The sequence below is a fragment of the Enterobacter sp. HK-058-C-ECC genome, assembly GCF_047531125.1.
GTDB classification, from domain to species: domain Bacteria; phylum Pseudomonadota; class Gammaproteobacteria; order Enterobacterales; family Enterobacteriaceae; genus Enterobacter; species Enterobacter quasiroggenkampii.
In genome coordinates, this window is the sequence record NZ_JBLKCH010000006.1 from 135,796 (window position 1) to 158,455 (window position 22,660).

A 22,660-nucleotide genomic window follows, 5' to 3' on the forward strand; every position below is an offset into this window, starting at 1 on the left:
GAGACGTAATGATGAAATCCCCCCTGTTCTGGAAAGTTAGCACCCTGCTGGGGTGCATCCTGCTGCTGTTAGTCCCGCTTTTTATGGTCAGTAACCTGATATCAGAGCGAGAGAGCTACCGCAACGATGTTGAAAATACGCTGCGTCAGAGTACCAGCGGGCCGCAAAAACTGGTCGGGCCGCTGATTGCTATCCCGGTAACGGAGATTTTTTACAAGGTAGAGGATGAGAAGAAAGTCGAGTACAAGAAAAGCTATATGCATTTTATTCTGCCGGAGTCACTGGTTGTTGAAGGTAGCCAGCACGTTGAGTCCCGAAATATCGGGATCTATGACGGACAGATCTGGAACACCGATCTCAGGATAAAAGTGCGGTTCAGCACCGAGAAAATGGCGCAGCTTAAAGGGGAAACGATGACCCTTGGGCAACCGTTTATCGTTGTCGGCGTGGGGGATGCGCGGGGCATTGGCACGGTGAAAGTCTCCAGCATCAATGGCGAGGCGTTGAGCGTCGAGCCGGGGTCGGGTGTGGATGGTGCGCTTTCCGGTATTCATATTCCGCTGACTGACAAAACGCTGGAGTCAAAAACGTTTGCCCTGGAGATGTCCCTGAATCTGGCCGGAACGGGGAGTTTTGCCGTGGTTCCTGTGGGACGCAACAGTGAAATGACGCTCAACAGCAACTGGCCTCATCCGGGTTTTATGGGTAACTATCTGCCGGTGAAACATAAAATTGGTGATTCTGGTTTTCAGGCGAACTGGCAGAGCAGCTGGTTTGCGAACAATCTTGAGAGCTGGTTTAACGGCAGTGAATCGCCAGAGTGGGAATCAATCCCTGCTTTTAGCGTTACGGTAGCCACGCCTGCCGATCAGTATCAACTGACTGACCGTGCGATCAAGTACGCCATTTTGCTGATTGCGCTGACGTTTATGGCCTTCTTTGTCTTCGAAACCTTAACCGGATTACGCCTTCACCCGATGCAGTATCTGCTGGTGGGTCTGTCGCTGGTCCTGTTCTATCTGGTGCTGCTGGCGCTGTCTGAACACGTCGGGTTTACCCCCGCCTGGGTTGTTGCAAGTCTGGTTGGTGCAGCAATGAACGTAATGTACCTGCAGGCCGTGATGAAAAGCTGGAAGCGCAGCGGGCTGTTTGTGCTGGCGCTACTCGGGCTGGATGTCGTGATGTGGTTCCTGCTGCGCTCGGAGGATAGCGCGCTGCTGTTGGGGTCAGCGGTTCTCGCGCTGGCGCTGTTTGCCGTGATGTACCTGACCCGGCATTTCGACTGGTACTCGCTCTCTCAGCCGAAGCGTCCTGAGCCACCAGCAGAGCCTGATTACGACACGATGCGGATCTGGAAATAAAAAAAAACGGCGCAAATGCGCCGTTTTTTAATGCGTTAACTGCGGGATTACTCCTGCAGGTCACCGCAGAAACGGTACCCTTCGCCGTGGATCGTGGCGATGATTTCCGGCGTATCTGGCGTAGATTCGAAGTGCTTACGAATACGACGGATGGTGACGTCTACGGTACGGTCGTGCGGCTTCAGCTCACGGCCGGTCATTTTCTTCAGCAGCTCTGCACGGGACTGGATCTTGCCCGGGTTTTCGCAGAAGTGCAGCATCGCGCGGAATTCACTGCGCGGCAGTTTATACTGCTCGCCGTTCGGGCTAATCAGCGAACGGCTATTGATATCAAGTTCCCAGCCGTTGAATTTGTAGCTATCAACGCTACGACGCTCTTCGCTGACCGTGCCCAGATTCATGGTACGGGACAGCAGGTTGCGTGCACGAATGGTTAACTCGCGAGGGTTGAACGGCTTGGTGATGTAATCATCCGCACCGATTTCCAGGCCAAGAATTTTATCAACTTCGTTATCACGGCCCGTCAGGAACATTAACGCGACGTTCGCCTGCTCGCGCAGTTCGCGCGCCAGAAGAAGACCGTTTTTGCCCGGCAGGTTAATATCCATGATCACCAGGTTGATATCATTTTCAGAAAGGATCTGATGCATCTCTGCGCCATCGGTCGCTTCAAAGACATCGTAGCCTTCTGCTTCGAAAATGCTCTTCAACGTGTTGCGTGTTACCAACTCGTCTTCAACGATAAGAATGTGCGGGGTCTGCATGTTTGCTACCTAAATTGCCAACTAAATCGAAACAGGAAGTACAAAAGTCCCTGACCTGCCTGATGCATGTCGCAAATTAACATGATCGGCTTAACGTGACTAAAGTACGTAATTGCGTTCTTGATGCACTTTCCATCAACGTCAACAACATCATTAGCTTGGTCTTGGGTACTTTCCCTTTGGACCCGACAGTGTCAAAAACGGCTGTCATCCTAACCATTTTAACAGCAACATAACAGGCTAAGTGACACCAGACACCCAATAAAACTACGCTTCGTTGACATATATCAAGTTCAATTGTAGCACGTTAACAGTTTGATGAAATCATCGTAGCCGAATGCTAGCCTTTGTCACAATTTTTCAATAAACCAACTAGTTGCGGACATTGATTTATAAACGAAGCGAATCCAATCAGAATAGGGTATTCATGTCGCTATTATCATTATAAAACATAAGGATAATAGTGTTCTGTTAACATTCTAACTGATTGTTCAGACACAGAATAGTTTAGCGTTTTTAATTTGTTATGAAACGCTATTTCGGTGATTTGTGTTGCAATTTTGTAAATTCGCGCTGCGTAATATGTTGAAGTGCATCACATTTTTACCGGCTAACTGATTAAAAAGAGAGCATAAATGCATCTGTCGATTGTACTGGTTGCCCCAGCCAGAGCAGAAAATATAGGCGCAGCGGCGCGTGCCATGAAGACCATGGGTTTTACCGATTTGCGTATTGTGGACAGCACGGCCCATCTAGAACCCGCCGCCCGTTGGGTGGCGCACGGATCGGGAGATATTCTCGATAATATAACCACTTACGCTACGCTTGCCGATGCGCTGCACGATATTTCGTTTACCGTCGCAACCACGGCGCGCAGCCGGGCGAAGTTCCACTACTATGCCACGCCAGCGGAGCTGGTGCCGATGCTCAGCGAGAAAAGCCAGTGGCTGGAGAAAGCGGCGCTGGTGTTTGGGCGTGAAGATTCTGGATTAACCAATGAAGAGCTGGAACTGGCGGACGTGCTGACGGGGGCACCGATGGTCGCGGATTATCCGTCCCTCAATTTAGGCCAGGCGGTCATGGTGTATTGCTATCAATTAGCATCCTTAATACAAATTCCCCCGTCGCAAAATACAGGAACCGATGAAAATCAGCTTGCCGCACTTCGCGCGCGCGTAGAAAACCTGCTCGTGCATCTGGGGGTGGCGGACGATCAAAAAATGGCTGACTGGCTGCAGCAGCGTTTGGGGCGTCTTGAACAGCGGGACACCGCCATGCTGCACCGTTTGCTGCACGATATTGAAAAAAAATTGGCCGAGTAAAACACTGCCATAAGTTTTTACTATGGCGAATAAGTCTGTCTGGATGGGTTGCACATGGGGGAATCGGATGAAAATAAATCTGCACACAGCGGGACGTGAGAGTCTCCCGAATTGTGATCAAATTAAAAATTCGTTGACTTAAGGTGCCCGATCCTTTAACCCTAAAAGAATACAGCACAGACAGATAATAATGACAGAGTACACAACATCCATGAAACGCATCAGCATCACCACCATTACCACAACCATCATCATTACCACAGGTAACGATGCGGGCTGACGCGTACAGGAAAAACAGAAAAAAGCCCGCACCTAGACAGTGCGGGCTTTTTTTTCGGCTAAAGGAAACGAGGTAGAACCATGCGAGTGTTGAAGTTCGGCGGTACATCAGTGGCAAATGCGGAACGTTTTCTGCGTGTTGCCGATATCCTGGAAAGCAACGCCAGGCAGGGGCAGGTTGCGACCGTGCTCTCTGCCCCGGCAAAAATCACGAACCATCTGGTGGCGATGATTGAAAAGACCATCGGTGGTCAGGATGCACTTCCGAACATCAGCGACGCAGAGCGTATCTTCGCTGACTTACTGCAAGGGCTGGCAGAGGCGCTGCCTGGCTTCCCGCATGCGCAGCTGAAGTCCTTCGTTGAGCAGGAATTCGCGCAAATTAAACATGTCCTGCACGGCATCAGCCTCCTCGGCCAATGCCCGGACAGCATCAACGCGGCGCTGATTTGTCGCGGTGAAAAACTCTCTATCGCCATCATGGCGGGCGTGCTGGAAGCGCGCGGCCATAGCGTGACCGTGATCGATCCCGTTGAAAAACTGCTGGCGGTGGGCCACTACCTCGAATCCACCGTTGATATTGCCGAATCAACCCGCCGTATCGCCGCCAGCAAAATACCGTCTGACCACATGATCCTGATGGCGGGCTTTACTGCCGGTAACGAGAAGGGCGAGCTGGTGGTGCTGGGCCGTAACGGCTCCGACTACTCCGCCGCCGTGCTGGCCGCCTGTTTACGCGCGGACTGTTGTGAGATCTGGACTGACGTTGACGGCGTCTATACCTGCGACCCGCGCCAGGTACCGGACGCCAGGCTGCTGAAGTCGATGTCGTACCAGGAAGCGATGGAGCTTTCCTACTTCGGCGCCAAAGTGCTTCACCCGCGTACCATCTCCCCGATTGCCCAGTTCCAGATCCCTTGCCTGATTAAAAATACCGGTAACCCGCAGGCGCCGGGAACGCTGATTGGCGCGAGCACCGATGAAGACGGTCTGCCGGTGAAAGGCATCTCCAACCTCAACAATATGGCGATGTTCAGCGTCTCCGGTCCGGGGATGAAAGGAATGGTCGGCATGGCGGCGCGTGTGTTTGCGGCCATGTCCCGCAACGGTATTTCGGTGGTGCTGATCACCCAGTCCTCTTCCGAATACAGCATCAGCTTCTGTGTGCCGCAGGCTGACTGCCTGCGCGCCCGCCGCGCGCTGGAGGAAGAGTTCTATCTGGAGCTGAAAGAAGAGCTGCTGGAGCCGCTCGCGATTCAGGAGCGTCTGGCGATCATCTCCGTGGTGGGCGACGGTATGCGCACCCTGCGCGGTATCTCCGCCAAATTCTTTGCCGCGCTGGCGCGCGCCAATATCAATATCGTGGCGATTGCCCAGGGCTCGTCAGAACGTTCAATTTCTGTTGTCGTCGATAACGACGATGCCACCACCGGCGTTCGCGTGGTACACCAGATGCTGTTTAACACCGATCAGGTCATCGAGCTGTTCCTGATTGGCGTGGGGGGCGTGGGCGGCGCGCTCCTGGAGCAGGTGAAGCGTCAGCAGGCGTGGCTGAAGAAGAAACACATCGACCTGCGCGTCTGCGGGATCGCGAATTCCAAAGCGCTGCTGACCAACGTCCACGGCCTGAACCTGGAAAACTGGCAGGCCGAGATGAAGGAGGCAAAAGAGCCGTTCAACCTGGGCCGCCTGATCCGTCTGGTAAAAGAGTATCACCTGCTTAACCCGGTCATCGTCGACTGCACTTCGAACCAGGCGGTGGCCGACCAGTACGCGGACTTCCTGCGTGAAGGTTTCCACGTGGTGACGCCGAACAAAAAGGCCAACACCTCGTCGATGGATTACTATCACCAACTGCGTCTGGCGGCGAGCAAGTCGCGCCGCAAGTTCCTGTACGACACCAACGTGGGGGCGGGCCTGCCGGTTATCGAGAACCTGCAGAACTTGCTTAACGCGGGCGACGAACTGCAGCGTTTCTCCGGCATTCTCTCCGGCTCGCTGTCGTTTATCTTCGGCAAGCTGGATGAGGGGATGAGCCTCTCGGAAGCCACCCGCGCCGCGCGCGAGCTGGGCTATACCGAGCCGGATCCGCGTGACGACCTTTCCGGTATGGACGTGGCGCGCAAGCTGCTGATCCTTGCGCGCGAAACGGGCCGTGAGCTTGAGCTTTCCGATATCGTGATTGAACCGGTCCTGCCGGCAGAATTTGACAGCAGCGGCGATGTTGGCGCCTTTATGGCCAGGTTGCCGCAGCTTGACGACGCGTTTGCCGCTCGCGTTGCAAAAGCCCGTGATGAAGGTAAGGTATTGCGCTATGTTGGCAACATTGAAGAAGATGGCGTGTGCCGGGTGAAGATTGCCGAGGTGGACGGCAACGACCCGCTGTACAAAGTCAAAAACGGCGAGAATGCGTTGGCGTTCTACAGCCACTATTATCAGCCATTGCCGCTGGTGCTTCGCGGTTATGGCGCAGGGAACGATGTTACGGCGGCGGGTGTGTTTGCCGATCTGCTGCGTACCCTGTCATGGAAGTTAGGAGTTTAACATGGTCAAAGTTTATGCCCCGGCTTCCAGCGCGAATATGAGCGTCGGATTTGACGTGCTGGGTGCGGCGGTGACGCCGGTGGATGGTTCGCTGCTGGGCGATACGGTGACGGTGGAAGCGGCTGACAGCTTCAGCCTGAACAACGTGGGCCGCTTCGCCAGCAAGCTACCGTCCGACCCGCGCGAGAACATCGTCTATCAGTGCTGGGAACGCTTCTGTCAGGAGATCGGCAAAAACGTGCCGGTTGCCATGACGCTGGAAAAAAGTATGCCGATCGGCTCGGGTTTGGGGTCCAGCGCCTGCTCGGTGGTCGCCGCGCTGGTAGCAATGAACGAGCACTGCGGCAAGCCGCTGAACAACAATCGCCTGCTGGGCTTAATGGGCGAGCTGGAAGGGCGTATCTCCGGCAGCATTCACTATGACAACGTGGCGCCGTGCTTCCTCGGCGGCATGCAGTTGATGATCGAAGAAAATGGCATCATCAGCCAGCAGGTGCCAGGGTTTGATGAGTGGCTGTGGGTGCTGGCCTATCCGGGTATCAAGGTTTCAACCGCGGAAGCGCGTGCGATCCTGCCCGCGCAGTATCGTCGTCAGGACTGTATTGCCCACGGGCGTCATCTGGCGGGCTTTATCCACGCCTGCTACACCCGCCAGCCGCAGCTGGCGGCCAAACTGATGAAGGACGTCATTGCCGAGCCGTACCGCACGAAGCTGCTGCCCGGCTTTAACGAGGCGCGACAGGCATCAATGGATATCGGCGCGCAGGCGTGCGGCATCTCCGGCTCCGGCCCGACGCTGTTCGCCCTGTGCGACAAGGCAGACACTGCGCAGCGCGTGGCGGACTGGCTCTCTAAACACTACCTGCAAAATCAGGAAGGCTTTGTTCATATTTGCCGTCTGGACACGGCTGGCGCACGAGTACTGGGATAATTAATGAAACTCTACAACCTTAAAGATCATAACGAGCAGGTCAGCTTTGCACAGGCGGTGACTCAGGGACTGGGCAAAAATCAGGGGCTGTTTTTCCCTCATGACCTGCCGGAATTCCAGCTGACCGAGATTGATGACCTGCTTAAGCAGGATTTTGTCACCCGCAGCACCAAAATTCTGTCCGCGTTTATCGGCGATGAAATTCCGCAGGAGCTGCTGGAAGAGCGCGTACGCGCGGCATTCGCGTTCCCGGCGCCGGTTCAGCAGGTTGAGCCTGACGTCGGCTGTCTGGAGCTGTTCCACGGCCCGACCCTGGCGTTCAAAGACTTCGGCGGCCGCTTTATGGCGCAGATGCTGACCCACATCAGCGGCGACAAGCCGGTGACCATCCTGACCGCAACCTCCGGCGATACCGGCGCGGCGGTAGCCCATGCGTTCTACGGCCTGAAAAACGTCCGCGTGGTGATCCTCTATCCGAAAGGTAAAATCAGCCCGCTGCAGGAGAAACTGTTCTGCACCCTCGGCGGCAACATTGAAACCGTGGCAATTGACGGTGATTTCGATGCCTGCCAGGCGCTGGTCAAGCAGGCCTTCGACGACGAAGAGCTGAAGGTGGCGCTAGGTCTGAACTCCGCCAACTCCATCAACATCAGCCGTCTGCTGGCGCAGATCTGCTACTACTTCGAAGCGGTGGCGCAACTGCCGCAGGAAGCGCGCAACCAGCTGGTGATCTCCGTGCCGAGCGGTAACTTCGGTGACCTGACGGCGGGCCTGCTGGCAAAATCCCTGGGTCTGCCGGTGAAACGCTTTATCGCCGCCACCAACGCCAACGACACCGTGCCGCGCTTCCTGAAAGACGGGAAGTGGGCGCCGAACGCCACGCAGGCGACCCTCTCCAATGCGATGGATGTGTCACAGCCAAACAACTGGCCGCGCGTGGAAGAACTGTTCCGCCGTAAGATCTGGCGTCTGGGCGATCTGGGCTATGCCGCGGTGACGGATGAGACCACCAAATCCACCATGCGCGAGCTGAAGGCGGTGGGGTATACCTCTGAACCGCACGCGGCGATTGCCTACCGCGCGCTGCGCGATCAGCTTAATCCGGGTGAATACGGCCTGTTCCTGGGAACCGCACATCCGGCGAAGTTCAAAGAGAGCGTGGAGGCGATTCTGGGCGAAACGCTGCCGCTGCCAAAAGAACTGGCCGAGCGTGCCGACCTGCCGCTGTTGTCTCATGAGCTGCCTGCAGACTTTGCCGCGCTGCGTAAGCTGATGATGACTCGCGCATGATTTTTTGTCGGGTGGCGGCTACGCCTTACCCGACCTACAACCAATGATGACGCGTGCGTGATTGTGTTGCCCGGTGGCGGCTACGCCTTACCGGGCCTACAACGACGAACAAATCGTAGGCCGGGTAAGCGAAGCGCCACCCGGCTTTTTTTGTGAAGAAATTAAGGAGAAAAATAGCAGGGAAAAAGTAGAAATTCCCAATAAATGCGGTCACTTAGCGTTTAGGATTGCAGAGAATAACATCCCCCGTTTCCCTCGCGTACTCTCCTTACATCGGCCCACGTTGGGCAAAGATAATAAGGAGTCACCGATGTCTACACTGAAACCTGTGCTGATTGCGCTTTCACTGATGCTGGTCGCTCCCATGGCGGTACAGGCATCCGAAATCACCCTCGTACCCGCGGTCAAACTGCAGATTGGCGACCGGGATAATAACGGGCATTACTGGGACGGCGGCCGCTGGCGCGACCACGACTGGTGGAAAGCGCATTATGACTGGCGCGATAACCACTGGCGCCCACATGATGAGCATCGTAAACACGACGATCGTCACGATGACCATCACCACGATGACCGCCACGACGATCGCGGCCCGGACTGGAAACACCACTAATGCAAAACCCCGCCAGCTGGCGGGGTTTGTTTTTACTGCTCGTGGCGCTTAAACACCAGTTCGCCTTTCCCTGACGACGCCTCGTCAAAGAAGTAGCCTTCACTGTTGAAGGCGGTTAGCTGCTCCGGCTTCGTCAGGCGGTTCTGGATAATGTAGCGGCTCATCAGGCCACGCGCTTTCTTGGCGTAGAAGCTGATCACTTTGAACTTGCCGTTCTTCTCGTCAAGGAATACCGGCTTGATGATGTCGGCATCCAGTTTTTTCGGCTTCACCGACTTGTAGTATTCATCGGACGCCAGGTTAATCACTACGTTATCGCCCTGTGCACGCAGCGCCGCATTCAGCTTATCGGTGATGATATCGCCCCAGAAATGGTAGAGGTCTTTGCCTTTGGCATTCTCCAGACGAATCCCCATCTCCAGACGGTACGGCTGCATCAGATCCAGCGGGCGCAGTACGCCGTACAGACCCGACAGCATGCGCAGATGCTGCTGGGCAAAATCGAAATCGGCTTCGCTAAAATCTTCCGCCTGCAGGCCGGTATACACGTCGCCTTTAAATGCCAGAATCGCCTGACGAGCGTTGGCAGGGGTGAAATCCGGATGCCATTCATGAAAGCGGGTCGCGTTAAGGTCTGCCAGCTTGTCGCTGATGCTCATCAGCGAGGCGATTTGCGGCGCAGAGAGCTTACGCGCTTCGCGGATCAGCTGTTGCGAATAGTCCAGCAGTTCAGGCTGGGTATAGCGTTCGGTGGCGAGCGGGCTCTGGTAGTCGAGCGTTTTTGCAGGTGAAATCAGAATCAGCATATCCAGTCCTTGCAGGAAATTTAGAGCGACTTTAGCAAAAAATCGCCCCGAATTGATCGATAGCTGTTATTGCCGCGGCAAATCATCCCACGTGCCGGGGGCAAGCTGCGCCTTGATATCGGGATAGCGGGCGGGATCAAAGACCGGCGGAACGCCGAGTTTGCGCTGACGCAGATAGTCTCTGGCAATCAGGGTAACCACGGGCGAGAGCAGCAGGATTGCCGTGAGGTTAGTGATCGCCATTAGCGCCATAATGATATCGGCCAGCTGCCAGACCAGCGGCATACTGAGCAGGGAGCCTGCAATCACCATCAGGATGACCCCCAGGCGCAGGGTTCCGATTGCGGCGCGGGAGTCGAGTTTCAGGAAAATAAGGTTATTTTCGGCGTAAAGGTAATTCACCACTATCGAGCTGAAGGCAAACAAGATCAGGATGAGCGAGACAAATCCGGCTCCCCAGCCGCCGGTCAGGTTGACCAGCGCCTGCTGGAGAAGCTGTATCCCGACGGTGCCCGACGCGTGCGGTACGGGGCCTGCCAGCAGCAAAATCATGGCGCTGGCGGAACAGATAATAATGGTATCGGTAAAGACGCCAATCATCTGCACAATGCCTTGTGCGGCCGGGTGCGGCGGCCAGGAAGAGGCGGCGGCGGCCGCGTTGGGGGTTGACCCCATACCGGCTTCATTGGAGAACATGCCCCGTTGAAAACCCGCCATCAGCGCCTGGCTGAAGGTGTAGCCCAGCGCCCCGGAGGCCACTTCGCGCCAGCCAAAGGCGCTTTTGACGATGGTGGCAATCACGCCCGGCACCTGGTCGAGATGCAGCGCGGCAACGAACAGGCTCGCGGCAACCCAGAGCAGCGCCATAATGGGCACCAGCCACTGCATCAGACGAGCGATGCCCTTGAGACCGACCGAGATGGTAAGCAGAACAACGAGGGCTAAAGCGAGACCCGCGATCCACTCGGGGCAGGCGAAGGCATAGCGCAGGGCGTTGGCGACCGAATTCGCCTGGACGGTATTAAAAATAAGACCGTACGCGAGCAGTAAAAAAACCGAGAACAGGACGCCCATCCAGCGCATCCCTAAGCCACGCGCCATGTACCAGGCAGGACCACCGCGAAACTGGCCGTGTTTATCTTTCTCTTTGTAGAGTTGTGCAAGCGAACTTTCAGCAAAGGAGGTGGCCATCCCGAGTAGCGCCGTTACCCACATCCAGAAGACCGCGCCCGGCCCACCGGCGCTGATGGCCAGCGCAACGCCCGCCAGATTGCCGCTGCCGAGGCGAGCCGCGAGGCTGGTACAGAGCGCCTGGAATGACGTTAATCCGCCCGGCTGAGGCGTGACGCTGTTTTTCAGACTTCTGCCAAACTTGCGAATATAGCGAAACTGGATAAACCCACTGCGTAGCGTAAACCAAATCCCTGCTCCCAGAAGCAGGTATATCATTATCGAACCCCAAAGGACTTCGTTAATAAAGAAAAAGAAATCAGGCATTAACGTCCCTCTTGTTGATGCCAATGTGAATATGTAAGCGCTACCACTGATTGGGCACGCTGTTGCTTAGCAGCCTGTTAATATTTCCAGTTTATCATACTCTGCCTAAGCGCACTGTCTGCGGTTGCGCTACCCCTCCGTCGTGTTATCATCAGGGCAGACCGGTTACATCCCCCTAACAAGTAAACCTGTCATTTTTCCGCTGCAGGCATGCTGTCGGTAGCGTGAATTATCCAGGGCACGTTAAAAGAGAAACACTATCATGACGGATAAATTGACCTCCCTTCGTCAGTTCACCACTGTCGTAGCTGACACCGGAGATATCGCGGCAATGAAGCTGTACCAGCCGCAGGATGCCACAACCAACCCTTCTCTGATCCTTAACGCCGCACAGATCCCTGAGTATCGCAAACTGATTGACGACGCAGTGACCTGGGCGAAAGCGCAGAGCAATGACCGCGCGCAGCAGGTTGTGGATGCCACTGACAAACTGGCAGTGAACATCGGTCTGGAGATCCTGAAACTGGTTCCTGGCCGTATCTCTACCGAAGTGGATGCGCGTCTCTCCTACGACACCGAAGCGTCTATCGCCAAAGCGAAACGTCTGATCAAAATGTACAACGACGCGGGCATCAGCAACGACCGTATCCTGATCAAACTGGCTTCTACCTGGCAGGGTATTCGCGCGGCAGAGCAGCTGGAAAAAGACGGCATCAACTGTAACCTGACCCTGCTGTTCTCCTTCGCGCAGGCGCGTGCTTGTGCAGAAGCGGGCGTATACCTGATTTCTCCGTTCGTAGGCCGTATTCTGGACTGGTACAAAGCCAACACCGATAAGAAAGAGTACGCACCGGCTGAAGATCCAGGCGTGATTTCTGTGACTGAAATCTACGAATACTACAAACAGCATGGCTATGAGACTGTGGTTATGGGCGCAAGCTTCCGTAACGTCGGTGAAATCATCGAGCTGGCTGGCTGTGACCGCCTGACCATCGCGCCTGCGCTGCTGAAAGAGCTGGCAGAAAGCGAAGGTACCCTGGAGCGTAAACTGTGCTACACCGGTGAAGTGAAAGCACGCCCAGAGCGCATCACTGAATCCGAGTTCCTGTGGCAGCATAACCAAGATCCAATGGCGGTAGACAAGCTGGCGGACGGTATCCGTAAGTTTGCTGTTGACCAGGGCAAACTGGAAAAAATGATCGGCGACCTGCTGTAATCATTCTGCGTGACCGGGCTCCCGGTCACGCGACTTCTTTCGTCCCCTGTCTGAATCCCCTCTCTGCGTGTATCATTCCCTTTAATCAGTACTCTTTGAATGGAATGGATATGAATACCTTACGCATCGGCTTAGTGTCGATTTCTGACCGCGCCTCCAGCGGTGTTTACCAGGATAAAGGCATCCCCGCTCTGGAAGCGTGGCTGGCCAGTGCACTGACTACCCCGTTTGAGATCCAGACTCGCCTGATTCCCGACGAACAGCCGATCATCGAGCAGACCCTGTGTGAGCTGGTGGATGAGATGAGCTGTCACCTGGTGTTAACCACCGGCGGAACCGGCCCCGCACGCCGCGACGTGACGCCGGACGCGACGCTGGCGATTGCCGATCGTGAAATGCCTGGCTTCGGCGAACAGATGCGCCAGATCAGTCTACACTTTGTTCCGACGGCCATTCTTTCCCGCCAGGTGGGGGTGATCCGCAAGCAGGCGTTGATCCTTAACCTGCCGGGCCAGCCGAAGTCGATCAAAGAGACCCTGGAAGGGCTTAAAGCGGAAGACGGCAGCGTCATCGTTCACGGTATCTTTGCAAGTGTACCGTATTGTATACAGCTGCTTGACGGCCCGTATGTCGAAACCGATGAGAAAGTGGTAGCAGCTTTTCGTCCTAAAAACGCGCGTCGCGAAACTATCTCCTGAAATTAATCAATATGTGACATAAGCTGAAGCGGCGATAGCGTGGTAACGGTTTTACGGTATAGTAATTTTTTCTTTACGATTGCTGTAAAAATAAATCCACAATACACGCATAATGGTTCGCTATGTCACATAACACCCGACCTCTGAATCGACAGGATTACAAAACACTCACGCTCGCGGCTCTGGGCGGCGCGCTGGAGTTTTACGATTTCATTATCTTCGTCTTCTTCGCCGCCGTGGTGGGGGAGCTCTTCTTCCCGGCAGATATCCCGGAGTGGCTGCGTCAGGTGCAAACCTTCGGCATATTTGCCGCCGGGTATCTGGCGCGTCCGCTGGGCGGCATTATCATGGCCCACTTTGGCGATCTGGTCGGCCGTAAGAAGATGTTTACCCTTAGCATCCTGCTGATGGCGGTACCTACGCTGGCCATTGGTCTGTTGCCTACTTATACCTCGATGGGCATTCTCGCGCCGTTGCTGCTGTTGCTGATGCGCGTCCTGCAGGGGGCGGCGATTGGCGGTGAAGTGCCGGGCGCGTGGGTGTTTGTCGCGGAGCATGTTCCCGTGCGCCGCATTGGTATCGCCTGCGGAACCTTAACGGCGGGGCTAACGGTCGGGATCCTGCTCGGCTCGGTGGTCGCCACCATTGTGAATACCAGCATGACGCAGCAGACCGTACACGACTGGGGCTGGCGTATTCCGTTCCTGCTGGGCGGGGCATTTGGTCTGGTCGCGATGTACCTGCGCCGCTGGCTGCAGGAGACCCCCATTTTCCTCGAAATGCAGCAGCGCAAAGCGCTGGCGCAGGAGCTGCCGGTGAAGGCGGTCGTGGTACGCCATAAAAAAGCGGTGGTGATATCGATGCTGCTCACCTGGCTGCTCTCGGCGGGCATAGTGGTAGTGATATTGATGTCCCCAGTCTGGCTGCAAAAGCAGTACGGTTTCGCCCCTGCCGTGACGCTACAGGCAAACAGTATCGCGACAATCATGCTCTGCTTTGGCTGTCTGGCCGCCGGGCTGGCGGCAGATCGTTTCGGCGCCAGCGTTACCTTTATTGTCGGCAGCCTGTTACTGGCCGCTTCAAGCTGGGCGTTTTACCATCTGGCAGGCAGCCATCCTGAACAGTTGTTCCTGCTGTACGGCGTGGTAGGGCTGTGCGTGGGCGTTGTCGGGGCGGTACCGTACGTGATGGTGCGCGCGTTCCCGCCAGAGGTTCGCTTTACCGGGATTTCGTTTTCCTACAACGTGTCGTATGCCATTTTCGGTGGGCTGACGCCGATTGCGGTGACGGTCCTGATGGGCGTGTCTCCTATGGCTCCGGCCTGGTACGTGCTGGCGCTGTCGGTGATGGGGCTGGTATTAGGGATTTGGCTGGGGCAGAAGAAGGGATGTCGTGCCCGCGAGGCGGACACGACAGAAGGATCAGTGTTTTTCACCAATCGGTAGAACGGTGCGGTCAAACTGCTCGTTCAGCACTTCACCCATTGCCAGGTAGATAGCGCTTGCGCCGCAAACCAGACCAATCCAGCCTGCAACATGAACGATGCCTTCGTTATCCACGAGGTGACCAATCGCCAGCAGGGCGAACAGGACGGTCAGGCTCAGGAAGACGAACTGCAGCATGCGGTTGCCTTTCAGGGTACCGAAGAACATGAACAGGGTGAAGACGCCCCACAGGCCCAGGTAAACGCCCAGGAAGTGGGCGTTTGCCGCGTCTGCCATGCCCATTTTAGGCAGCAGCAGAATGGCAACCAGGGTCAGCCAGAAAGAACCGTAAGAGGTGAAGGCGGTTAAGCCGAAAGTATTGCCTTTCTTATATTCCAGCAGGCCCGCGAAAATTTGCGCGATACCGCCGTAAAAAATGCCCATCGCCAGGATGATGCCATCCATCGGGAACATCCCGATATTGTGCAGGTTCAGCAGAATAGTGGTCATGCCAAAACCCATCAGGCCCAGCGGAGCCGGATTAGCCAACTTAGTGTTGCCCATAAGTCCTCAAAAAAATCATCATTAATATGGTGAAATGGTTAAACCCGCGTCAGTTCTCCCTGACGGGGCGCGGCATCATAATGGGCGCAATCGATGGCGTCTATGATCTCATCAGGGTGAAATTAAAATTTTTTTTATCATTCCCCCTTGATGGATGCCGTCGCGACCCCATCTTGTAGTCAACCGCAGTGTGTGGACCTGAAAAAAATCAAATCTGGGCAGTTGAAAAAGCACGTTCTGCCCTTATTACAGGTACACAACCACATGTTGACTGAATTTTTAGTGGAGACGTTTAGATGGGTAAAATTATTGGTATCGACCTGGGTACAACCAACTCTTGTGTAGCGATTATGGATGGCACTACTGCACGCGTGCTGGAGAACGCCGAGGGCGATCGCACCACGCCTTCTATCATTGCTTATACCCAGGATGGTGAAACTCTGGTTGGTCAGCCGGCTAAACGTCAGGCAGTGACAAACCCGCAAAACACCCTGTTTGCGATTAAACGCCTGATCGGCCGCCGCTTCCAGGACGAAGAAGTTCAGCGTGACGTTTCCATCATGCCTTACAAAATCATCGCAGCAGATAACGGCGATGCATGGCTTGATGTGAAAGGCACCAAAACGGCACCACCGCAGATTTCTGCTGAAGTGCTGAAAAAAATGAAGAAAACCGCTGAAGATTACCTGGGTGAGCCGGTAACGGAAGCTGTTATCACCGTTCCTGCCTACTTCAACGATGCTCAGCGTCAGGCAACCAAAGATGCTGGCCGTATCGCAGGTCTGGAAGTAAAACGTATCATCAACGAACCAACCGCGGCTGCACTGGCTTACGGTCTGGATAAAGAAGTTGGCAACCGTACTATCGCGGTCTACGACCTGGGTGGTGGTACCTTCGATATCTCTATTATCGAAATCGACGAAGTTGACGGCGAAAAAACCTTCGAAGTTCTGGCAACCAACGGTGATACCCACCTGGGTGGTGAAGACTTCGATACCCGTCTGATCAACTACCTCGTTGACGAGTTCAAGAAAGATCAGGGCATTGACCTGCGTAACGACCCGCTGGCTATGCAGCGCCTGAAAGAAGCCGCTGAGAAAGCGAAGATCGAGCTGTCTTCCGCTCAGCAGACCGACGTGAACCTGCCGTACATCACCGCAGACGCGACCGGTCCTAAACACATGAACATCAAAGTGACCCGTGCGAAACTGGAAAGCCTGGTAGAAGACCTGGTGAACCGTTCTATCGAGCCGCTGAAAGTTGCTCTGCAGGACGCTGGCCTGTCCGTGTCTGATATCAACGACGTTATCCTCGTTGGTGGCCAGACCCGTATGCCAATGGTCCAGAAGAAAGTGGCTGAGTTCTTTGGTAAAGAGCCACGTAAAGACGTTAACCCGGACGAAGCGGTGGCAATTGGTGCTGCGGTTCAGGGTGGCGTACTGACCGGTGAAGTGAAAGACGTACTGCTGCTGGACGTTACCCCGCTGTCTCTGGGTATCGAAACCATGGGCGGTGTGATGACGGCGCTCATCAACAAAAACACCACCATCCCAACCAAGCACAGCCAGGTGTTCTCTACCGCTGAAGACAACCAGTCTGCGGTAACCATCCATGTGCTGCAGGGTGAGCGTAAGCGTGCGGCGGATAACAAATCTCTGGGTCAGTTCAACCTGGACGGTATTAACCCGGCACCGCGCGGCATGCCACAGATCGAAGTCACCTTCGACATCGATGCTGACGGTATCCTGCACGTGTCTGCGAAAGACAAAAACAGCGGTAAAGAGCAGAAGATCACCATCAAGGCATCTTCTGGCCTGAACGAAGCAGAAATCGAAAAAATGGTTCGCGATGCCGAAGCTAACGCGGAATCCGACCGTAAGTTCGAAGAGCTGGTTCAGACCCGTAACCAGGGTGACCATCTGCTGCACAGCACCCGTAAGCAGGTTGAAGAAGCCGGCGATAAGCTGCCAGCGGAAGACAAAACTGCTATCGAAACTGCACTGAGCGCGCTGGAAACGTCTCTGAAAGGCGAAGACAAAGCGGACATCGAAGCGAAGATGCAGGAGCTGGCACAGGCTTCCCAGAAGCTGATGGAAATCGCTCAGCAGCAGCACGCTCAACAGCAGGCGGGCGCTGACGCTTCTGCGAACAACGCGAAAGACGACGACGTTGTCGACGCTGAGTTCGAAGAAGTTAAAGACAAAAAATAATCGCCCTGATGCAGGGTAATTAATCGGCACGGGCGTAGGAGAACTCTCCACGCCCGTGCTCGCATGTTAAGGGGCTTAAAAAAACCAATGGCAAAGCAAGACTATTACGAGATTTTAGGCGTTCCGAAAACTGCGGAAGAGCGTGAAATCAAAAAGGCGTATAAGCGCCTGGCCATGAAATTCCACCCGGACCGTAACCAGGGTGACAAAGAGGCTGAAGCCAAATTTAAAGAGATCAAAGAAGCCTATGAAGTCCTGACCGATGCACAAAAACGTGCGGCCTATGACCAGTACGGTCACGCAGCCTTTGAACAGGGCGGCATGGGCGGCGGTGGATTCGGTGGCGGCGGCTTTGGCGGCGGCGCTGACTTCAGCGATATCTTTGGCGATGTGTTTGGCGATATCTTCGGCGGCGGTCGTGGTCGTCAGCGCGCGGCGCGCGGCGCGGATCTGCGCTACAACATGGATCTGACGCTGGAAGAGGCCGTTCGCGGTGTCACCAAAGAGATCCGTATTCCGACGCTGGAAGAGTGTGACGTCTGTCACGGCAGCGGCGCGAAAGCGGGTACGCAGCCGCAGACCTGTCCAACCTGTCACGGTTCCGGCCAGGTGCAGATGCGTCAGGGCTTCTTCGCGGTACAGCAGGCCTGTCCGCACTGTCACGGTCGCGGTACGCTGATTAAAGATCCGTGCACCAAGTGCCACGGCCACGGTCGCGTTGAGAAAACCAAGACCCTGTCCGTTAAGATCCCAGCTGGCGTCGATACGGGCGACCGCATCCGTCTGGCGGGTGAAGGTGAAGCAGGCGAACACGGCGCACCGGCAGGCGATCTGTACGTTCAGGTGCAGGTGAAGCAGCACGCGATTTTCGAGCGTGAAGGGAACAACCTGTACTGTGAAGTGCCGATCAACTTCGCGATGGCGGCACTCGGTGGCGAAATCGAAGTACCGACGCTGGATGGTCGCGTCAATCTGAAGATCCCGGGCGAGACCCAGACCGGTAAGCTGTTCCGCATGCGCGGTAAAGGCGTTAAATCCGTTCGTGGTGGTGCGCAGGGCGACCTGCTTTGCCGCGTCGTCGTGGAAACGCCGGTTGGCCTGAACGACAAGCAGAAACAGCTGTTGAAAGAGTTGCAGGAGAGCTTCGGTGGCCCGACGGGTGAGAAAAACAGCCCGCGCTCCAAAAGCTTCTTCGATGGCGTCAAAAAATTCTTCGATGATTTGACCCGCTAATCGATCAGCTGGTTTTCATCCGCAAAAGCCCGGAAGCGATTCCGGGCTTTTTCTTTTTGTCGATATTGCTCGGTTAAACTGAATCTATACTCAATATTAATCTGTTTTTGCCGAGTTATCTGGCTTGGTATTATGGTTTTATCGAGGTATTGTTGTAAAAGAGAGAACTAAAGTGAAATTACTACACCGTTTCTTTAGCAGTGAGGCATCCGGCGGCGTGATCCTGATTATGGCTGCTGCGGCCGCGATGGTACTGGCCAACGTCGGATTGACCCGCGATCTGTATCATGCTTTTCTGGAAACGCCCGTTGAACTGAAGGTCGGGGCGCTGGAAATCAACAAGAACATGCTGCTGTGGATCAACGATGCGCTGATGGCGGTGTTCTTCCTGCTTGTGGGGCTTGAGGTCAAGCGCGAGCTGGTGCTGGGGTCGCTTGCCAGCCGCCAGCGTGCGGCGTTCCCGGTCATTGCTGCGCTCGGCGGGATGGTGGTGCCGGCGCTGCTCTTTCTGGCGTTCACCTGGCAGGATCCGATCGCACGTCACGGCTGGGCAATCCCGGCTGCGACGGATATCGCTTTTGCGCTCGGGGTGCTGGCCTTGCTGGGAAGCCGCGTGCCGGTAGCCCTGAAAATCTTCCTGATGGCGCTGGCGATTATTGATGACCTTGGCGCCATTGTGATTATCGCGCTGTTCTACACCAGCGATCTGTCGATCCTGTCCCTGAGCGTGGCTGCCGGGGCGATTGCGGTGCTGGCGCTGCTGAACATCTTTAATGTGCGCCGCATCGGTATCTACATCCTCGTGGGGATGGTGCTGTGGACGGCGGTGCTGAAATCAGGCGTGCATGCCACGCTGGCTGGGGTGATCGTCGGCTTCTTCGTGCCGCTGAAGCCACAGGACGGCAAGTCGCCTGCCAAACAGCTGGAGCATGTTCTGCACCCGTGGGTCGCCTTTATGATCCTGCCGCTGTTTGCGTTTGCCAACGCGGGCGTTTCCCTCGGCGGGGTGACGCTGGACGGGCTAACGTCCGTGCTGCCGCTGGGCATTATTGCCGGGCTGTTTATCGGTAAGCCGCTGGGTATTAGTCTTTTCTGCTGGCTGGCGACGAAACTGAAGCTGGCGTCATTGCCGCACGGCACCACGTTTAAGCAGATTATGGCCGTCGGCGTGCTGTGTGGTATCGGGTTTACGATGTCGATCTTTATCTCGACGCTGGCGTTTGGCGCGCATGCGCCTGAGCTGATCGTCTGGGCGAAACTCGGCATTCTTATCGGGTCATTACTGGCCGCGGTAATCGGTTATACCTTGCTGAAGGTAAAATTGTCCGGACAGGCCGTCCAGGCATAACGGAACACCGGGAGGAGGCGAGCCTTCTCCCGATACACACTCAGGGAGAGAAGACGCGATGTCTCATTTGAATTACAACCATCTTTACTACTTCTGGCACGTCTATAAACAGGGATCGGTGGTCGGGGCAGCAGAGGCGCTCTACCTGACGCCGCAAACCATCACCGGGCAAATTAAGGCGCTGGAAGAGCGTTTGCAGGGCAAGCTGTTCAAGCGTAAGGGGCGCGGGATTGAACCCAGCGAACTGGGTGAACTGGTTTTCCGCTACGCGGACAAGATGTTCACCCTGAGCCAGGAGATGCTGGATATCGTTAACTATCGCAAAGAGTCGAACCTGCTCTTTGATGTTGGCGTGGCGGATGCGCTGTCCAAACGGCTGGTGAGCGGCGTGCTGGACGCAGCGGTGGTTGAAGATGAACAAATTCATCTTCGCTGCTTTGAATCCACTCACGAGATGCTGCTGGAACAGCTAAGCCAGCACAAGCTGGACATGATTATCTCGGACTGCCCGATTGACTCCACGCAGCAGGAAGGCTTGTTCTCGGTGAAGATTGGTGAATGCGGCGTGAGCTTCTGGTGCATTAATCCGCCGCCGGAGAAACCCTTCCCGGCCTGCCTGGAAGAGCGTCGCCTGCTGGTGCCGGGAAGGCGTTCCATGCTCGGACGCAAGCTGCTGAACTGGTTTAATTCCCAGGGGCTGAAGGTGGAAATCCTCGGCGAGTTCGACGATGCGGCGCTGATGAAAGCCTTTGGTGAAGCGCACAACGCCATCTTTGTTGCGCCGACGCTCTACGCGCACGATCTCTATTCGGATGACAAGATTACGGAGATAGGCAGAGTGGATAACGTGATGGAGGAGTATCACGCCATATTTGCCGAAAGAATGATTCAGCACCCCGCGGTACAGCGAATCTGTAACCGTGACTACTCGGCGCTGTTTACGCCACCGGCAATCTGAAGACATAAAAAAACCCGCGTTAAGCGGGTTCTTTTAAAACAAGCAACAACAAGCGGCGATTAAGCCAGTTTGTTGATCTGCGCGGTCAGGTTTGCTTTATGACGCGCTGCTTTGTTTTTGTGGATCAGACCTTTAGCAGCCTGACGATCCACGATTGGTTGCATTTCGTTAAATGCGTTCTGCGCAGCAGCTTTGTCGCCAGCTTCGATAGCTGCGTATACTTTCTTGATGAAGGTACGCATCATAGAGCGACGGCTTGCGTTGTGCTTACGAGCCTTCTCAGACTGTACGGCACGTTTCTTAGCTGATTTGATATTAGCCAAGGTCCAACTCCCAAATATGATCTATGTGGACAATTCAAAGGCCGAGGAATATGCCCTCTATACCTTCTTTTGTCAATGGATTTGTGCAAATAAGCGCCGTTAATGTGGCGACGCTACGTTACGTAGTGATGGCGCAGGATTCTACCAGCTTGTTGTTCGTGAATACAGCTTTTCGGCATAAAAATCGCAGTTCGCGAGCAGATTTTTTCGCTGCGAAAGGTCAGCCTGATGAAATCATTACGGCTTTCTGTTTTGCACGAACAATCGCCGGTTAACCTTAACCGCTGTACAAGGTATACTTTGGCGATTTTCACTGTTTTGAGCCAGACATGAAGCTGATACGCGGCATACATAATCTCAGCAGAGCCCCGCACGGGTGCGTGCTGACCATTGGTAATTTCGACGGCGTGCATCGTGGTCATCAGGCGCTGTTGCAGGGATTGCGTAAAGAAGGGGAGGCCCGCGGTCTGCCCGTTGTAGTGATGATTTTCGAACCGCAGCCGCTGGAGCTGTTCGCGGGCGATAAATCTCCCGCCCGTCTTACACGCCTGCGCGAGAAGTTGCGCTATCTGGCTGAGTCCGGCGTGGACTACGTATTGTGCGTACGTTTCGATCGCCGCTTTGCCGCGCTGACAGCACAAAATTTCGTCAGCGACCTGCTGGTTAAGCGTCTTGGCGTGCAGTTTCTTGCCGTGGGCGATGATTTCCGCTTTGGCGCTGGTCGTCAGGGCGATTTCTTGCTATTACAGAAGGCTGGTCTGGAGTACGGTTTTGACGTCACCAGCGCGATGACCTTCTGTGAAGGCGGCGTGCGCGTCAGCAGCACGGCGGTACGCCGGGCACTGGCCGATGACGAACTGGATACGGCAGAAACCCTGCTGGGGCATCCGTTCACCATCTCTGGCCGCGTGGTCCATGGCGATGCGCTGGGCCGCACGATAGGTTTCCCGACGGCGAATATACCGCTGCGTCGTCAGGTTTCCCCGGTTAAAGGGGTCTATGCGGTAGAAGTGGCAGGACTGGGCGATAAGCCGTTCTACGGCGTCGCCAATATTGGCACGCGTCCGACCGTCGCCGGTGTGCGTCAACAGCTAGAAGTGCACCTGCTGGACGTTGTAATGGACCTGTATGGTCGCCATATAGATGTAATACTGCGTAAAAAAATACGCAATGAGCAGCGATTTGGTTCGCTGGATGAACTCAAAGCGCAAATTGCGCGAGATGAATTGACGGCCCGCGAGTTTTTTGGGCTTTAGAACCGGCTTAACTGCCTACGTGA

General features: G+C 55.3%; 21 protein-coding genes, 1 pseudogene and 1 other annotated feature. Of the genes and pseudogenes, 17 read left to right on the plus strand and 5 right to left on the minus strand.

Features of this window, described 5'->3' with window-relative positions:
- Positions 1 to 8 precede the first annotated feature (8 nt).
- Positions 9 to 1,361: a cell envelope integrity protein CreD gene (creD, locus tag ACMWJS_RS13805; protein ID WP_414747202.1), complete on the plus strand. Its 1,353-nt coding sequence runs from the start codon at positions 9 to 11 to the stop codon at positions 1,359 to 1,361.
- Positions 1,362 to 1,408: 47 nt separating this feature from the next.
- Here the strand turns inward: creD and arcA are convergent, their stop codons facing one another.
- The gene (gene arcA, locus ACMWJS_RS13810; protein ID WP_003856501.1) at positions 1,409 to 2,125 is read right to left on the minus strand and encodes a two-component system response regulator ArcA; all 717 of its coding nucleotides are present in this window, start codon (positions 2,123 to 2,125) and stop codon (positions 1,409 to 1,411) included.
- A gap of 95 nt (positions 2,126 to 2,220) precedes the next feature.
- Between arcA and yjjY the strand changes: the two genes are divergently transcribed.
- From yjjY to ACMWJS_RS13845, 7 genes are all read left to right on the plus strand, one after another.
- A complete protein-coding gene (yjjY, locus tag ACMWJS_RS13815) occupies positions 2,221 to 2,361 on the plus strand; it encodes a protein YjjY (protein WP_085928893.1) in 141 nt (46 codons plus the stop codon).
- Positions 2,362 to 2,760: 399 nt separating this feature from the next.
- The gene (locus ACMWJS_RS13820; protein ID WP_045907754.1) at positions 2,761 to 3,447 is read left to right on the plus strand and encodes a tRNA/rRNA methyltransferase; all 687 of its coding nucleotides are present in this window, start codon (positions 2,761 to 2,763) and stop codon (positions 3,445 to 3,447) included.
- 211 nt (positions 3,448 to 3,658) lie between these two features.
- Positions 3,659 to 3,727: a thr operon leader peptide gene (gene thrL, locus ACMWJS_RS13825; RefSeq protein WP_015572623.1), complete on the plus strand. Its 69-nt coding sequence runs from the start codon at positions 3,659 to 3,661 to the stop codon at positions 3,725 to 3,727.
- Positions 3,666 to 3,783: a sequence feature (Thr leader region), on the plus strand. It overlaps the preceding gene by 62 nt.
- Before the next feature lie 24 nt (positions 3,784 to 3,807).
- Positions 3,808 to 6,270 (plus strand): bifunctional aspartate kinase/homoserine dehydrogenase I, encoded by a 2,463-nt coding sequence (thrA, locus tag ACMWJS_RS13830; protein WP_048028559.1) that lies wholly within the window; start codon positions 3,808 to 3,810, stop codon positions 6,268 to 6,270.
- 1 nt (position 6,271) lies between these two features.
- Entirely contained in the window at positions 6,272 to 7,201 is a 930-nt protein-coding gene (gene thrB / locus ACMWJS_RS13835; RefSeq protein WP_048225593.1) for a homoserine kinase, read from the plus strand.
- Between the two features lie 3 nt (positions 7,202 to 7,204).
- A complete protein-coding gene (gene thrC / locus ACMWJS_RS13840; RefSeq protein ID WP_023326668.1) occupies positions 7,205 to 8,491 on the plus strand; it encodes a threonine synthase in 1,287 nt (428 codons plus the stop codon).
- A 310-nt stretch (positions 8,492 to 8,801) separates the two neighbouring features.
- Entirely contained in the window at positions 8,802 to 9,104 is a 303-nt protein-coding gene (locus ACMWJS_RS13845; protein WP_063620732.1) for a DUF2502 domain-containing protein, read from the plus strand.
- Between the two features lie 32 nt (positions 9,105 to 9,136).
- On the opposite strand, the gene yaaA is transcribed toward ACMWJS_RS13845, so the two are convergent.
- Together yaaA and ACMWJS_RS13855 are read right to left on the minus strand one after the other, a co-directional pair.
- The gene (gene yaaA / locus ACMWJS_RS13850; protein ID WP_008502047.1) at positions 9,137 to 9,910 is read right to left on the minus strand and encodes a peroxide stress protein YaaA; all 774 of its coding nucleotides are present in this window, start codon (positions 9,908 to 9,910) and stop codon (positions 9,137 to 9,139) included.
- Positions 9,911 to 9,976: 66 nt separating this feature from the next.
- Entirely contained in the window at positions 9,977 to 11,407 is a 1,431-nt protein-coding gene (locus ACMWJS_RS13855; protein WP_414747203.1) for an alanine/glycine:cation symporter family protein, read from the minus strand.
- Positions 11,408 to 11,669: 262 nt separating this feature from the next.
- Here ACMWJS_RS13855 and tal point away from each other — a divergent pair, with 262 nt between their 5' ends.
- From tal to ACMWJS_RS13870, 3 genes are all read left to right on the plus strand, one after another.
- A complete protein-coding gene (tal, locus tag ACMWJS_RS13860; RefSeq protein ID WP_414747204.1) occupies positions 11,670 to 12,623 on the plus strand; it encodes a transaldolase in 954 nt (317 codons plus the stop codon).
- 110 nt (positions 12,624 to 12,733) lie between these two features.
- A complete protein-coding gene (gene mog, locus ACMWJS_RS13865) occupies positions 12,734 to 13,321 on the plus strand; it encodes a molybdopterin adenylyltransferase (RefSeq protein ID WP_008502044.1) in 588 nt (195 codons plus the stop codon).
- Positions 13,322 to 13,443: 122 nt separating this feature from the next.
- Entirely contained in the window at positions 13,444 to 14,766 is a 1,323-nt protein-coding gene (locus tag ACMWJS_RS13870) for an MFS transporter (RefSeq protein WP_414747205.1), read from the plus strand.
- Here the strand turns inward: ACMWJS_RS13870 and satP are convergent.
- On the minus strand, positions 14,743 to 15,309 hold the full coding sequence (gene satP / locus ACMWJS_RS13875; RefSeq protein ID WP_008502042.1) for an acetate uptake transporter: 567 nt from the start codon (positions 15,307 to 15,309) through the stop codon (positions 14,743 to 14,745). The two genes, ACMWJS_RS13870 and satP, sit on opposite strands and share 24 nt — an antisense overlap.
- Positions 15,310 to 15,605: 296 nt before the next feature.
- On the opposite strand from satP, the gene dnaK reads away from it, so the two are divergent.
- From dnaK to nhaR, 4 genes are all read left to right on the plus strand, one after another.
- Complete coding sequence (dnaK, locus tag ACMWJS_RS13880) at positions 15,606 to 17,519, plus strand: molecular chaperone DnaK (RefSeq protein WP_048028553.1); 1,914 nt, start codon at positions 15,606 to 15,608, stop codon at positions 17,517 to 17,519.
- Between the two features lie 87 nt (positions 17,520 to 17,606).
- Positions 17,607 to 18,752 (plus strand): molecular chaperone DnaJ, encoded by a 1,146-nt coding sequence (dnaJ, locus tag ACMWJS_RS13885; protein WP_008502040.1) that lies wholly within the window; start codon positions 17,607 to 17,609, stop codon positions 18,750 to 18,752.
- Between the two features lie 172 nt (positions 18,753 to 18,924).
- Positions 18,925 to 20,100: a Na+/H+ antiporter NhaA gene (nhaA, locus tag ACMWJS_RS13890; protein WP_048028551.1), complete on the plus strand. Its 1,176-nt coding sequence runs from the start codon at positions 18,925 to 18,927 to the stop codon at positions 20,098 to 20,100.
- Positions 20,101 to 20,158: 58 nt separating this feature from the next.
- The gene (nhaR, locus tag ACMWJS_RS13895; protein WP_032660752.1) at positions 20,159 to 21,058 is read left to right on the plus strand and encodes a transcriptional activator NhaR; all 900 of its coding nucleotides are present in this window, start codon (positions 20,159 to 20,161) and stop codon (positions 21,056 to 21,058) included.
- A 59-nt stretch (positions 21,059 to 21,117) separates the two neighbouring features.
- Here nhaR and rpsT read toward each other — a convergent pair whose 3' ends face one another.
- Complete coding sequence (rpsT, locus tag ACMWJS_RS13900; protein ID WP_003856458.1) at positions 21,118 to 21,381, minus strand: 30S ribosomal protein S20; 264 nt, start codon at positions 21,379 to 21,381, stop codon at positions 21,118 to 21,120.
- Positions 21,382 to 21,496: 115 nt separating this feature from the next.
- Here rpsT and ACMWJS_RS13905 point away from each other — a divergent pair.
- Positions 21,497 to 21,703 (plus strand): annotated as a pseudogene (locus ACMWJS_RS13905) (DUF2575 domain-containing protein); the annotation flags it as partial.
- Positions 21,704 to 21,710: 7 nt separating this feature from the next.
- A complete protein-coding gene (ribF, locus tag ACMWJS_RS13910) occupies positions 21,711 to 22,637 on the plus strand; it encodes a bifunctional riboflavin kinase/FAD synthetase (RefSeq protein WP_045907763.1) in 927 nt (308 codons plus the stop codon).
- The last annotated feature ends 23 nt before the right edge of the window (positions 22,638 to 22,660 follow it).